The following is a 13,084-nucleotide window of genomic DNA, read 5'->3' as shown; positions in this document are numbered from 1 at the left end:
GTAATGTTATTCGGAGCCGCCGCGACCCGTGCCCACACCTGACCCTAGCCCTCGGCCAGCAACTGCTCGATCCGCTGAGCGCAGAACGCGGTGACGTCGACCTCCGGCGGCAGCTGGAGCCGGTGCGCCATCCGCAGCAGCGGAATACTGAGCAGGACCGCCGCCAATACCTCGTTGTAGCGCAGGTTGCGCACCTTCATCCCACTGCGCTCCTCGTAGCGCGCGATGGTCTCCTCCCGGGTCGGCGTACCCGGAAGTCGTTCGGTGTTCTGGAATTCCGAACACGCCCAGTCCAGGAACAGCATCCAGGCGAGGTCGGCCTCATGGTCGCCGAGGTAGGCGATTTCCCAGTCGAGCACGCCGGTGACCCGGAATTCGTTGTCGTAGAGGATGTTCGACATGCGGGCGTCACCCCAGCACAGCGTGACGTGCTCGGGTTCGTACAGATGGGCGCGCAGCCAGTCCACGGCCCGGCGCAGCGCGGGCGGCTGAGTGGTCGAGGCCCAGCCGAGCGCGGCATCGACATAGCCGATCATCTGCTCGAGCGGCGCCGTCCCGAATTCCGGAAACGCCAGGAAGTCCAGACTCAAGGTGCGCCAGTCGAGCTGGTGGATCTCGGCGATGGTGTCGACGCAGCCCCACCACATCGTGGCCCGGTCGGCGGGCTCGGCCTCGAAGTAGAGCCCGGCCGAATGATAGGACGGCAGGTCACCGGGCGCGCTGCCCTCGATCCGGTCCATCACGAAGTACGGACTGCCGAGGGCCTCGGTGCCCCGATCCAGCCAGCGGACGATGGGCACCGGGATCGCGGTGCCGGCGAGTCTACGCATGACCAATACCTGTCGCAGCAGGTCGTAGTCGGGAAACAACGCCACCTCGGGCGGGCGGCGCAGCACCAGCGACACGGGCTCGGCGTCGTCGCGTTCCAGATCGAACAGGAAGGTCTCGGTCGCCAACCCGCGCGGGCTGGCCGACCAGTTCGTCACCTCGGCGGCGTTCGCACCGGGAATTCCGGCGCACACCACGGGACCGACTGCGGTCGGCAGATCTTCTGCCGCGGGTCGCGCGGTCATCAGTAGCCCTCGTATCCGTACCGGGCGTTGCGCCCCATGAACACCATCTCGACCAGGCCGTAACCGACCTTTCCGTCGCTGCTCTCGACCTTGCAGAAGGTCTCGGTGAGCATGCTGACCTGACGCAGTTCGTCGGTGTCGTCCAGGTCGACGGTGAAGCCGTCACTGTAGGACTCGCCCTTCCAGATGCCCGAGGCGTAGCCGCGGTACATGTCGTAGCCGGCCAGACCGGGCCAGAAATCATGCAGCGCGGTCACGGAGAAGGTACGGACGCTGCCGTCGGCGGCATTCGTCGTGAACGTTCCCTCGGTGACGATCCGGAAGTCGTCGCGGAACTTCAGGTCGTGGGTGACACCGACGATCGGCACGACCGGTGCCCGCGCTTCGATGGGCTGCTGGATGGAGCCTTCGAAGTGCCAGCGCTGCCCGTCGGCGGTCTCACGCTGGGCGAAGTGCACCAACTCGTCGTCGAACTGGAAGATGCCCATGAAATACAGGACACCGTCGGGGATTTCGGACGGCTGCAAGCCGCTCCCCTCGCCCAGACTGCCGCCGCCACCACCGTGCCGGGTGCCCCACGAATGGTCGCGACCGAACCACCAGGTCCTCGGATCGATCTCGATGCGTTCGCCGTCGACCTCGAGCCAGCCGGTGACCGCACCGTTCTGGTAGTAGCGTCGCGCGTCCTCGCGGACCCGCCCGCGGCTGCGGAAGAAGGCGGGCTCCTGCTCGTAGGCGGGGAACTGTCCGGCGAAGTTCAGCTCGAGGCGCACCCCGTGGTCGTTGTCGCCGAGGCTGGCGCGCACCCCGCGCAGCGGCTCGGTGATCTCGTAGCGGTAGGGGCCGACCTGCCAGGCGCCCAGGTCGTCGTACCTGCCGCCGATCTCGCGCGACAGGCGCGCCACGTGCGCTGTGCCGTCGATGGTGACCATCGCGTAGGCGTCCATGACGTTGCGGTTGGGGTAGCGGGCCATGCCGGTCATGACGCTGACCCGGCCGGTGGTGTCGAAGCCGTAGAGCACGATGCGCTCGGTCCAGCGCAAATCGCTCTGGACGACGTGGTCGAACGTGGTCGGCAACTGATGGCAGAGCAGCTCGTCCTGGGGAGTCAGCATGGGCTTTCCTTCGCGAATGTGGGGTGGAACAGGTTTCAAGTTAGCTAATTTGAATACACCATGACGCGTTTTTAAAAAGATCCGATCTCGGCTACGCTCTGCCCAGCCGACGGAGGAGTGAACAACGGTGAGTGAACGCCGCGAGGCTCGATCGGGGCCGGGCCGCCCCCGCGACCCGCAGCTGGATGCCCAAGTGCTGCGAGCCACCCAGGAATTGCTGGTGGAGCAAGGCTTTCAGGCCACCACCATCCAGGGCGTCGCGCGCCGGGCCGGGGTCGTCGCCACCTCGATCTACCGCCGCTGGCCCAACAAGATCCACCTTGTCGAGGACGCGATCTTCGCGCTCGAGACCGGCGTCGTCCCACAGCCCACCGGTGACATCGGCGCCGATCTACTGGCCTGGACCCGGTTGTTCTTCGCCGCCGCCACCCACCCCGCGGCACGCTCGGGCATTCCCGGCTTGCTCTCGGCCTATCACGACGACGAGCAGAGTTACCAGCGGCTGCGTGAGCGCGGCGAAGGTTTGGCGCGGGTCGCGCTACGCGCCACCATCGACGCGGCGATCGAGTCCGGCCAGGTCTCCCCCACCTGCGATCCCGATCTGCTCTTCGAATTCCTGCGCGGCGCAACGCTGCTGCGCGCTCTCACCCGCGGCGACGAGGACGGCGAGCGATTCTGCCGCCAGACCGCCGACGCCCTGGTCACCCTGGCCATCCACCACGAAAGTACGACATGAGAACTCCCTATCGCCGCCTGCTCATCGCCGTGGCGGCCGTACTGCTGATTCCCACCACCACCGGCCTCGCACAGCCCGACACCACCGGGGTCGTCCTGGAGACCCGCACGATCGCCGATACCGCCGTCGCCCGGGCGAGCTGCGCGGGCGATGCGCTCCCGGAACCCGGCCTGCAGGGCGACGTGCCCGCCGCCGACCGCGACAGCGGCCGCAGCACCCAGGGCTACCGATGCAATATCAGCCGCATCGGCGGCTACGCGGGGCGCGGCGCCGGAATCACCTCGACGCAGTTCGACCACTGCGTCTACCTGGGCAGCTTCTTCCCCGGCAATGTACTCGGGCCCGCCCAGGGCGTGCAGGTGATCGACGTCGCCGATCCGGCGAACCCGGTGCTCACCGCAACGCTCACCGAGCCGGCCATGCTGGCCGGGACCTGGGAGAGCCTCAAGGTCAACGCGGCGCGAAAGCTGCTGGTCGGCACCGGCGTTCCCGCTTTCACCGGCGCCGGGCTGATCTCGGTCTACGACATCTCCGACTGCGCGCACCCGCGCCTGCTCAACCCGGGCCCCGGCACCGACCTGCGTCTGCCGGTGCAGATCACGGCGCACGAAGGCGGCTTCTCCCCGGACGGCCGCACCTACTGGGCCTCGGGCGTCATCCCCGGCATCGTCAGCGCCGTCGACCTGACCGATCCGGCCGACCCCCGCGTGATCTGGCAGGGCATGCCGGGTCAGTCCATGCACGGCATGGGCCTGCGTGCCGACGGCAACCGCCTGTATCTGGCGAACAACATGGGCGGGCTGACCATCCTGGACACCTCCGCGGTCCAGCGACGCGACCCCGACCCGCAGGTGCCGATCATCTCCCAGCTGACCTGGACCGACGGCTGGGCGACCCAGCAGAACGTGCCCGTCACCTACAACGGCGTGCCGTTTCTGTTCACCGCGGACGAGGCGGGCTCCGGCGGTGTCAAACTCATCGACATCTCCGACGACACCCACCCGCGCGTGGTGAACACGATCAAGCTGGAGATCAATCTGTCCCAGCACCGCGACAGCGCGATGGCCTCCAGCATGGGCGGCTCGCTGTTCGCCTACGACGCCCACTACTGCTCCGCCGACCGGCCGGTGAACCCCACCGCGCTCGCGTGTGGCTGGATCTCCTCGGGCATCCGGGTGTTCGATGTGCGCGACCCGCTCCGGGTGCGCGAGATCGCGTACTACAACCCACCCGCGCGTACCGGCCAGAACAGTGAGCTGTGGAACTCCCCGCATGCCCTCGCTTCGATCATCGGCGTCCCGCTGCTCAGCGCGCCCTCGGTCCTGCAGGCCGTCGAGTCGGGCGCCTTCGATCCGGAGCAGGCGATCGGCTCGCGTACCGGCGAGGTGGCCTTCGGCGATCTGTCCACCGACTGGTGCTTCTCGGCCCCCGAATGGCGTGGCAATCAGCTGTGGGCGGCCTGTGCCGACAACGGCCTGCTCACCCTGGAGTTGTCGCCCGAGGTGTACCTCCCGCCCGCCGACCAGCACACGACGGTCGGCGCATGAGTCGACGGGTGACCCTCGGCGCCGCAGTGGCCGCCTCGATCCTGCTCCTGCTGGTGCTCGGGGCAGCTCTGCGACCGCTGGTGGTCTCCGAGAACGTCACGGCCACACCGGTGTTGACCCCGACCGAGATCGGCTTCGTGCAGGACATGACCGGACACCATCAGCAGGCGCTGATGATGGTCGACCGTCTCGCCGCCGACGTCGATCCCACGGTGCGGCAGCTGGCCGATCAGATCGCCGCCGCCCAGCGTCTGGAGATCGGCATGATGCTCGGCTGGCTCCGGTTGGCCGCGGTGACCCCGACCAACCCGCACCCGATGTCGTGGATGCCGACCGGCCATCACCACGCCGTGTCGGCCACGATGCCCGGCATGGCCACCCAGGCCGACCTCGACGCTCTCGCCCAGGCCCACGGCGCGGAGGCGGAAACGAAGTTCCTGCGTCTGATGTATCGGCACCACCAGGGCGGGGTGGCCATGGCCCAGACCTTCGACGAATTGTCCACCGGCGGCCCGGTCGAACAGGCGGCGCGCGACATGATCAGCACGCAGAGCCAGGAGTCCGGGCTCATCGGTCTGCTGCTCGGCAGGCGCGGCACGGCAGCCACCGGCTGAGCTCAGCCGAGCCCGACCATGTCGTGGATCGCGCCGCGGACGTCGCTCACCGCCGGAACCGCGGCGAACTCCACCGACTCGTGCCAGAAGTCGGACAGCCGGGCCGCAGTGCGGCCGGTCGGGTTGCCCTCGAACGACAACGCCAGTTCGACCTGCTCGACCGCCTGTTCTGGATCGCCGAGCATCAACTGCAGACGAGCCGAGGAAATCGCGGTCATCGCCGGTGTCAGGAATTCCCGCGGCACCGGTGGGTGGACGTCGCCGAAGGCGATCCGGGCCAGATCCGGCCGGGTCGCGATGAGCTGCCGGTAGCTGTTTCCGAGTAGCCGCGACTGCTGGCCCGGCCCCGGCCAGTCCCGACGCGGGCCGAGGAGCATGCCGATGGTGGCCGCGATCAGGCTGCGGTCGGCGGGGTGATCGGCGGACGCGGTCGCCGCGGCTTCGCCACGGCATTCCGCGGCGACGACGATCGCGCGCTGAAACGCCGCCTGTTCACCGAGAATGCCGTGCGCGTAGGCCTCCAGCTCGGCCAGCGCCACGCGCAGCAGCGGCGTCGCCGTGCGGCGCGCCAGATACTGGGCGAGCTGGGCGATCTCCAGTGCCTCCGCCGGGCTGCCGCTGTCGAGCAACTGCCACGTCGACTCGGTGAGGATCGCGGCCGTCAGCACCGTGTCGCCCGCGGCGTGGGCCAGCCGAGCGGCGGCCACCGAGTAGCGGCGGGCCGCGACGATGTCCTCCACGTCCCAGCTCATGGCGGCGGCGATATCGGCCAGTTCCGCACCGATCCGCAGGGCGCGACCGTGCCGCTGTGCAGCCGAGAGTTGCTGCAACCGTGGCAGATTCGCGGCCAGCCAGGCCGTGACCGCGTGGCGCGGCGCCTGCCCGTCGCTCCATTGCCTGCCTCGCGCCCACGTCACGAGCTGTTCGGCAGCCGCCAGCTCGGTCGCGGCGAAGGCGGGGTGCTGGCCACGGCCGTGCGCGCCGTGTGGCGGTAGCAGCAGCGACGACAGCTGCGTGGGCAGATCGTCCAGTTCGCTGACCGACTCGACGGTCAGCCGGTCGTGCAGAGCAGTCAGCGAGGTGTCCAGTGCAGACTCGTAGGCGGCCACGTGTTCGGCACGCACCACCCGGGCCCCGGTCTCGAGCTGACCGAGGTACGGCTTGGAATAGTTCGTGCGCGCGGCCATCCCCTGCAGGCTGATCCCCGCGGCGGTGCGCGCCGCACGCAACGCGGAGCCGACCTCGCTCATGCGAGGTCCGCGACACTGCGGGCCGACTCGTTCATCGGTGTCGAGAATACGTCGCCGGTGTTCCCCCGCGCGGGGTGTCTGCAAACAGTCTGCAAGACGGCGCTGACCACGTGGTCCGGCCCGTGGATCTCCCTATCGTCCGAGATCGTGAGCAATAGAACTGTCTTGTCCGGTCGGCGCCCGCGCACTGGCGCGCGGGTCGCGCTGATCTCCCTCGCGCTACTGGTCGCCGCCGCGACCGGGGTGACCCCGGCGGGGGCGGCGCCGCCCTACCGACCCACCGCCCCCGTCGAAGCCACCTACTACGCGCCGGGCCCGTGGGCCGTGACCGAGCGGACCGGTATCGACTGCTGCACATCGACCGGCGACAGCTACGACATCTGGTACCCGGCCGACCTCGGCGCCGGCGGCGTCGTGCACCCGGTCATCACCTGGGGCAACGGCACCCTGGCTCACCCGCGCGAATACGCGTATCTGCTCGCGCACCTGGCGTCCTGGGGATTCGTGGTGATCGCCGCCGACCGCACCGACACCGGCACCGGCGTGCAACTGCTCGACGCGGTGCGGTACCTGGCTCAGCAGAACAGCGACCAGGCCGGCATCTTCCACGGCAAGATCGACATCACCGCTGTGGGCGCGGCGGGGCATTCGCAGGGCGGCCTCGGCGCGATCAACGCGCTCGCCCGCGGCGGCGGCGCCGTCGATACCGCGCTGACGCTCGAGATGCCGTGGTCGGCGGCCTGCGGGTCACTGCCGACCGTCGACGGCCAGAGCCCCTGCGTCGACCCCACCGCGGTGACCTCGGGCTCGGTGCTGCTGGTCAACGGCACGGCCGACGGCGCCTCGCCCTCGACGCAGCAACTCCCGCCGCAGCTGATCGGGATGCAGTCGATGCAGGCGTACTACGACGCGCTGCCCGCCGGACTGCCCAAAGCCCGCGCCGCGGTGGTCGGCGCCCAGCACAACGACGTCCAGGGCCAGCCGCACTGCACGAATTACAGCTGCACCGAGGGCGTCTACCGCTACCTCGGCTACGTCACCGCCTGGTTCATGGACCGGCTGCGCGGCGATTCCGCCGCTCGCGCCGCGTTCCTCACCGAGACCGGCGAAATACTGCACAACCCCCACTGGTCCGATCAAGCCAGCACCATCACCCGCTGACCTAGGAAAGGCTGCGTCTTTCATGCAAGACCACCTCGAGGAACTACTCACCGAACTGGATCTGGACGGCAAGCTCCGCCTGATCTCCGGTGCGAGCCTGTTCCGGATGGCCGGTGACCCCGCGCTCGGACTCGCCGAGATGCCGGTCTCCGACGGCCCCTCCGGTGTGCGCGGCGAGAACTGGGACGAACGCGACCCGTCGGTGAGCCTGCCCTCCGGCACCGCGGTCGCCGCGACCTGGGACCCGGCGGTGCTCAGCGAGATCGGCGCCTTGATCGCCGCCGAGGCACGCCGCAAGGACGTCTACGCAGTCCTCGGCCCGACGATGAACCTGCATCGTTCCCCGCTGGGCGGCAGACATTTCGAGTGTTTCTCCGAAGACCCGCTCCTCACCGCCGAGATGGCCGACGCCTACGTGCGGGCGGTGCAGGCGCACGGCGTCAGCGCGTGCCCGAAACACTACGTGGCCAACGATTCCGAGACCGAGCGCTTCACCGTCGACGTCCGCGTCGACGATCGGGCACTGCGTGAGCTCTACCTCTACCCGTTCGAACGCACCGTCGAGGCGGGCGCGTGGATGATCATGGACGCCTACAACGCCGTCAACGGCACCACCATGACCGAGAATCCGCTGCTCGACGAACCACTCAAGGGCACTTGGGGATTCGACGGCGTGGTGGTCTCGGACTGGACTGCCGTGCGCACCACCGAGAGCGCGGCGCAGGGCACCGACCTGTGTATGCCCGGCCCGCCGTACCTGTGGGGTGAGCCGCTGGCCGCCGCCGTGCGCGCGGGCGAGATCGCCGAGTCGGCCATCGACGACAAGGTGCGCCGCATCCTCCGCTTCGCCGAGCGCGTCGGCGCTCTGGACGGAACACCGCAACCCACAACGGTTTTCACCGACGCGCAAGCACAGGATCTGGTCCGCCGGGTCGCCGCGCAGGCCATGGTCTTGGTGCGCAACGACGGTGTCCTGCCACTGGGGCCGGAGACGAACATCGCGCTGCTCGGTCCGTCGGCGGGCGAACCCCGCTTCCTCGGCGGCGGCAGCGCGACCGTGATCCCAGGCCACACCACCACCCCGGTGGAAGGCCTGACCGGCCGCCTGCCACTGACCCACACCGCGGGCGTTCACCTGTCCGAGGATCTGATTCCGGCCCCGGTGGCGATCATGACCGATCCCGAGACCGGCGAACCGGGCCTGTCCGCGCGGTTCCTGAAAGACGACACCGTGCTCGGCACCCAGCACCGCACCACCAGCCGCCTCGTGCTGCTCGGTGAACCGCTGGCGGCGCAGTCGAACACGGTCGAGATGCGCACCCGCCTGCGCGCCGACAGGGCAGGTGACTGGCAGATCGGTTTCGGCGGCGTCGGCCACATCCGGCTCGACCTCGACGGCGAGACCGTGCTGGACGAGAACGTGCCGCTGGATTCCGGCGATCCGGCCGCGGCGCTGCTCGACCCGCCCCAGCGTCACGTGACCCGAACCCTCGCCGTCGGCGACGAGGTCGAGGTGCGGCTCGTGACGAGCATCGAAGAGGCCATGCCCGGCCTCGGGATCATCCTCGGCGCCACCCTCGGCGTCCGGCGTCCCCAGCGCGACGACGAGGAGGAGTTCGCGGCCGCTGTCGAACTGGCGCGCGCGGCCGGGGTGGCCGTGGTCGTGGTCGGCACCACCGAGCAGATCGAGAGCGAAGGTGTCGACCGCACCTCGCTGCGGCTGCCCGGCCGGCAGGACGAGCTCGTCGCCGCCGTCGCCGCGGTGAACCCGCGCACCGTCGTCGTGGTGAATTCCGGCGCACCGGTGGAGATGCCGTGGCGCGACGACGTCGCCGCCGTGCTGCTGTCCTGGTTCCCCGGCCAGGAGTTCGGCGCGGCACTGGCCGATGTGCTCACCGGCACCGCCGAACCCGGCGGCCGGCTGCCGACCACCTGGCCCAAGACCATGGCCGACGTCCCGGTCCTGAACACCACGCCGGTCAACGGCGTCCTCGACTACACCGAGGGCATCCACATCGGCTATCGCGCGTGGCTGCGGGCGGGCACCGAACCCGCCTACCCCTTCGGCCACGGCCTCGGCTATACGACGTGGTCGACCGACGACCTCGTCGTGGCAGGGCGCACCGTGTCGATCACGGTGACCAACACCGGAGATCGCGACGGCAAACAGGTCGTTCAGGTCTATCTCTCGCGCCCGGACAGCGCCGTGGACCGACCGGTCCGCTGGCTTGCCGGTTTCACCGCAGTCACCCTGGCTCCCGGCGATTCCCGGACCGTTGCGATCCCCCTGCCCGATCGCGCCTTCCAGCATTGGGGACCCACCGGCTGGGAGAGCGAGCCCGGCGAGTTCGTCGTGCAGGTAGGCACCTCGGTTGCCGATCTCCCGCACACCGCCCACATCTACTGACCCGACTTGCTCGACCATTCGACCGAACAACGGAGCCTGGCCATGTCCACCAGTACCTCGCAACTCGACAAAGACGACGACAACGACACCGGACGACTCGACAGCGCCTCGCGCACAAGGATTCTCACGGTGCTCGCCGTGATCGTCCTGTTCTCCGAGATCGCCCCGATGCAGTACACGATCGTCGCGGCGGCACTGCAGAAGATCGCGCCGAGCTTCCCCGGTGTCGGGGCCGACATCAACTGGGCCATCATCGTTTTCGGGTTGATCGGAGCGGCCGCGTCTCCGTTGATCGGCAAGATGAGTGACGTGTGGGGCAAGAAGCGGATGTTCCTCATCTGCGGTGCCCTGTTCGTCATCGGCTGTGTGCTCGACGCGACCACCTCGAACTGGGCCGTCTTCCTTCTCGGCCGCTGCCTGCAGGCCACCGCCATCGCCACCGCGGTGATCGCCTACGGCCTCATCCGGGACCTGATGCCGCGCGCCATGGTTCCGCTCGCGCTCGGACTCACCGCGACGGGCTTCGGTGTCGCCTCCATCGCGGGCCCGATCCTGGGCGGCTACCTGGTCGACAACCACAGCTGGCGCGCCATCTTCTGGGTACTGGCCGCGTTCACCCTGGCGATGATGCCACTGGTGTGGTTCCTCGTGCCCGAGTCCAAGCTGCGGGTCGCCGAGCGGATCGACGTCGTCGGCGCGGCGTTGCTCTCCGGCGGTGCCGCACTCACCCTGATCTACGTCGACAAGGGCCACGACTGGGGATGGGCGAAGCCGACCACGGTGTCCTGGTTGATCGCCGGCATCGCGCTGCTGGTGCTGTTCGTTGTCGTCGAAAAGCGCGTGACGACACCGATCATGGACATGCGGCTGCTCTTCCATCCGCGTGTCGCACTGGTCCTGGGCGGGGCGCTCCTGGCATCGCTGCAGATCGGCATCGTCTCCTATGCCATCGCCTATATGGCGCAGACCCCGCCGGAGTCGACGGTCGTCGCCGGTGTGCGGCAGGCGGCGCTGGCCGAGATCCAGGGCCTGACCGGTCAGGCGCTGCCGCCCGAGGCGGTGCAAGTGGCCCTCGATCCGGGATACAGCTACGGCAGCGGATACTCCCTGTTCGAGTTCGCCATCCGGATCGCCCTGATCGGTTCGATGATCACGATGGTCTTCGGCGCGGTGGCGGGCCTGCTGGCCAAGCGGATCGGTGCCCGGCTGCCGCTGGTCGTCGCCCTGGTCGTCTACGCCGGTGCCGGCATCGCGTTCGCGCTGCTGCCGCTGACCACCACCACCTTCCTGATCGTGAACTCGATCTTCAGCATCGGCTTCGGGATGTACTACGCCAGCATGCCGATCCTGCTGGTCGAGGCGGTGCCGCAGGAGCAGCAGGGCATCAGCCTCGGCATGCTCGGCGTCATGCAGTCCATGGGCGTGGCGATCGGCCTGGCCGTCGTCACCGCGTTGCTGCACGACAACGGCATGAGCGCACTGGTCTCGGTCGGCGGGCAAGCCCAACCGGCGACCCCGCTGCCCGACCTGTTCGGCGATCACGGCTACCGGCTGGGCTTCTGGGTCTGCGCGGTCGCGTCGGTGGCGGCCCTTTCGCTCGCACTGGTGATGAAGCACGGCCGCACTCCGGCCACCGGCGGCGCCGCTCATCGACAAGGAGAGATGGCGGTGTGACCACGGGCGACACCCACACCAGCGCCTGCGCGCCCGGAGCCGGGCGCATGAGCGTGGCCGGGAGGGCACTGTCGTCGGGCGGCTGGCTGCCGCCCGACGACGAGGCGGCCGGACAGGTTTGGGAAGACATCCTTCGCCCACTCGCGCGGGAGATCCGCCGCTGCGCCCCCGACCTCACCGCGGCGTCGGTGGCGCGGATGCGGGTCGAGATCCCCGAACTGTTCCCCGACGACCAGGTGGCCGAGGCTAGCCGGACCGGCATCAGTGCGCACATGCTCCAGCTGGCCGACACACTCGAGCACGGCGGCGATCCCCGGCGCTTCGACCTGCCGGAGCCGGGGCTGGCGCTGATCCGGGCCAGGGTGTGGCGCGGTGTTCCGCTCACCGAGGTCATGCGGCTGTATCGCCTGGCGCAGGAGGGCATGTGGCAGTGGATGTTCACCCGCATCACCGCCACCGCGCCCGGGTCGGTCCAACTGCCGACCGCGCTGCGGATGGCGACGGGATGGCTGTTCGCCTATCTCGACGGCGCGATGATCCGGGCCGAACACGCCTACGAAGTCGAACGTAAGGGCTGGATGCGCAGCGCCGCGGCCGCACAGGCGGCGGCGATCGCCGACATCGTCGCCGATCGGGAGCACGATCCGGCACGCGCCTCGACTCGCCTGCGCTACGAGGTGAACTGGTACCACCTCGCGGCCGTGGTCTGGCTCGACCGCGCCCCGGAGCATTGCGACGCCCAGACCACCCTCGGCGCGGCCTTCGCCGAGCTCGCGCGGCACCTCGGGGCCGAGAACACCCTCACCCATCCGCTCGGCGCGCTGATTCTCGCAGGCTGGTCCGGGTCGCGTGCATCCTTCTCGCCCAGGGCTTTCACCGAACTCCAGCAGGCGCTGCCGCCCGGTGTGCGAGCGGCGATCGGTGGCCCCGCGCACGGACTGGACGGCTTCCGGCGCAGTCATCTCGAAGCCGAGCATGCCCGCCGCGTCGCCACCATGGCCGCCCACCGCGCCGATCCGGTGACTCGCTACGGCGAGATCGCGGTCGCGGCGCTGTGCACGGCCGACCCAGGGCACGCACGCGCGTTCGTCACCAGGGTGCTCGGCCGCCTGGCCGCACCCGACGAGACCACCTATCGGCTCGCAACGACGCTGTCGGTCTTCCTCGGGGAGAACGGCAGTCGCCGCCGCGCCGCCGATCGGCTGCTGGTGCATCCCAACACGGTCAGCTACCGGGTGCAGCAGGCGGAGGCGATCCTGGGCCGCAGTGCCGATATCGGAACCCTCGAACTCCAGGTCGCCCTCGCGATCCTGCCGACCCTGGGCGAATCCGTCGCGCCCGGCCCGGATTCGTGACGCGCGCACAACCCGCACCGACAAGTCTGTCGTCCGGCGACGAGTGCCGCGGCCCGTACCTCGCCTACCGTTCTGTGCCGGTGAGCGTGGGACGGTTCGCCCGGATCCGGCACAGACTCGGTGGAACTGGCGCCACCGTGAAGACCCGTCCC

Annotated in this window: 10 protein-coding genes; 7 read left to right on the top strand and 3 right to left on the bottom strand. The window is 69.4% G+C overall.

From position 1 onward, the window contains the following. Positions 1 to 44: 44 nt before the first annotated feature. Both Q7X29_RS15710 and Q7X29_RS15705 read right to left on the bottom strand, forming a co-directional pair. The gene (locus Q7X29_RS15710) at positions 45 to 1,073 is read right to left on the bottom strand and encodes a phosphotransferase family protein (protein ID WP_255587956.1); all 1,029 of its coding nucleotides are present in this window, start codon (positions 1,071 to 1,073) and stop codon (positions 45 to 47) included. Further along, positions 1,073 to 2,188, bottom strand: coding sequence for a hypothetical protein (locus Q7X29_RS15705; protein ID WP_316574528.1), 1,116 nt, complete (start codon positions 2,186 to 2,188; stop codon positions 1,073 to 1,075). Before Q7X29_RS15705 ends, Q7X29_RS15710 begins: the two co-directional genes overlap by 1 nt. 127 nt (positions 2,189 to 2,315) lie before the next feature. Here Q7X29_RS15705 and Q7X29_RS15700 point away from each other — a divergent pair, with 127 nt between their 5' ends. From Q7X29_RS15700 to Q7X29_RS15690, 3 genes are read left to right on the top strand one after another with little or no spacing between them, the layout of a single operon-like run. Beyond that, positions 2,316 to 2,924: a TetR/AcrR family transcriptional regulator gene (locus Q7X29_RS15700; RefSeq protein ID WP_218719139.1), complete on the top strand. Its 609-nt coding sequence runs from the start codon at positions 2,316 to 2,318 to the stop codon at positions 2,922 to 2,924. Then, the gene (locus Q7X29_RS15695) at positions 2,921 to 4,471 is read left to right on the top strand and encodes an LVIVD repeat-containing protein (protein ID WP_316574527.1); all 1,551 of its coding nucleotides are present in this window, start codon (positions 2,921 to 2,923) and stop codon (positions 4,469 to 4,471) included. The genes Q7X29_RS15700 and Q7X29_RS15695 overlap by 4 nt, the downstream gene beginning before the upstream one ends. Beyond that, entirely contained in the window at positions 4,468 to 5,085 is a 618-nt protein-coding gene (locus Q7X29_RS15690; RefSeq protein ID WP_218719137.1) for a DUF305 domain-containing protein, read from the top strand. The genes Q7X29_RS15695 and Q7X29_RS15690 overlap by 4 nt, the downstream gene beginning before the upstream one ends. Before the next feature lie 2 nt (positions 5,086 to 5,087). On the opposite strand, the gene Q7X29_RS15685 is transcribed toward Q7X29_RS15690, so the two are convergent. Beyond that, the gene (locus Q7X29_RS15685) at positions 5,088 to 6,335 is read right to left on the bottom strand and encodes a helix-turn-helix domain-containing protein (protein ID WP_316574526.1); all 1,248 of its coding nucleotides are present in this window, start codon (positions 6,333 to 6,335) and stop codon (positions 5,088 to 5,090) included. Positions 6,336 to 6,482: 147 nt separating this feature from the next. On the opposite strand from Q7X29_RS15685, the gene Q7X29_RS15680 reads away from it, so the two are divergent. From Q7X29_RS15680 to Q7X29_RS15665, 4 genes are read left to right on the top strand one after another with little or no spacing between them, the layout of a single operon-like run. Continuing rightward, positions 6,483 to 7,496 (top strand): poly(ethylene terephthalate) hydrolase family protein, encoded by a 1,014-nt coding sequence (locus tag Q7X29_RS15680; protein WP_316574525.1) that lies wholly within the window; start codon positions 6,483 to 6,485, stop codon positions 7,494 to 7,496. A 22-nt stretch (positions 7,497 to 7,518) separates the two neighbouring features. Further along, complete coding sequence (locus tag Q7X29_RS15675; protein ID WP_316574524.1) at positions 7,519 to 9,903, top strand: glycoside hydrolase family 3 protein; 2,385 nt, start codon at positions 7,519 to 7,521, stop codon at positions 9,901 to 9,903. 42 nt (positions 9,904 to 9,945) lie between these two features. Next, entirely contained in the window at positions 9,946 to 11,577 is a 1,632-nt protein-coding gene (locus Q7X29_RS15670; RefSeq protein WP_316574523.1) for an MFS transporter, read from the top strand. After that, the gene (locus Q7X29_RS15665) at positions 11,574 to 12,932 is read left to right on the top strand and encodes a PucR family transcriptional regulator (protein ID WP_316574522.1); all 1,359 of its coding nucleotides are present in this window, start codon (positions 11,574 to 11,576) and stop codon (positions 12,930 to 12,932) included. The genes Q7X29_RS15670 and Q7X29_RS15665 overlap by 4 nt, the downstream gene beginning before the upstream one ends. Positions 12,933 to 13,084 lie beyond the last annotated feature (152 nt).

Source organism: Nocardia canadensis (assembly GCF_032656385.1).
GTDB lineage: Bacteria > Actinomycetota > Actinomycetes > Mycobacteriales > Mycobacteriaceae > Nocardia > Nocardia canadensis.
This window is presented reverse-complemented; position numbering and strand designations above follow the sequence as displayed.

Bases quoted from the DNA above. Each gene is read 5' to 3' on its own strand.
- Q7X29_RS15710 (WP_255587956.1), bottom strand. From the start codon at position 1,073: ATGACCGCGCGACCCGCGGCAGAAGATCTGCCGACCGCAGTCGGTCCC.
- Q7X29_RS15705 (WP_316574528.1), bottom strand. From the start codon at position 2,188: ATGCTGACTCCCCAGGACGAGCTGCTCTGCCATCAGTTGCCGACCACG.
- Q7X29_RS15695 (WP_316574527.1), top strand. From the start codon at position 2,921: ATGAGAACTCCCTATCGCCGCCTGCTCATCGCCGTGGCGGCCGTACTG.
- Q7X29_RS15690 (WP_218719137.1), top strand. From the start codon at position 4,468: ATGAGTCGACGGGTGACCCTCGGCGCCGCAGTGGCCGCCTCGATCCTG.
- Q7X29_RS15685 (WP_316574526.1), bottom strand. From the start codon at position 6,335: ATGAGCGAGGTCGGCTCCGCGTTGCGTGCGGCGCGCACCGCCGCGGGG.
- Q7X29_RS15675 (WP_316574524.1), top strand. From the start codon at position 7,519: ATGCAAGACCACCTCGAGGAACTACTCACCGAACTGGATCTGGACGGC.
- Q7X29_RS15670 (WP_316574523.1), top strand. From the start codon at position 9,946: ATGTCCACCAGTACCTCGCAACTCGACAAAGACGACGACAACGACACC.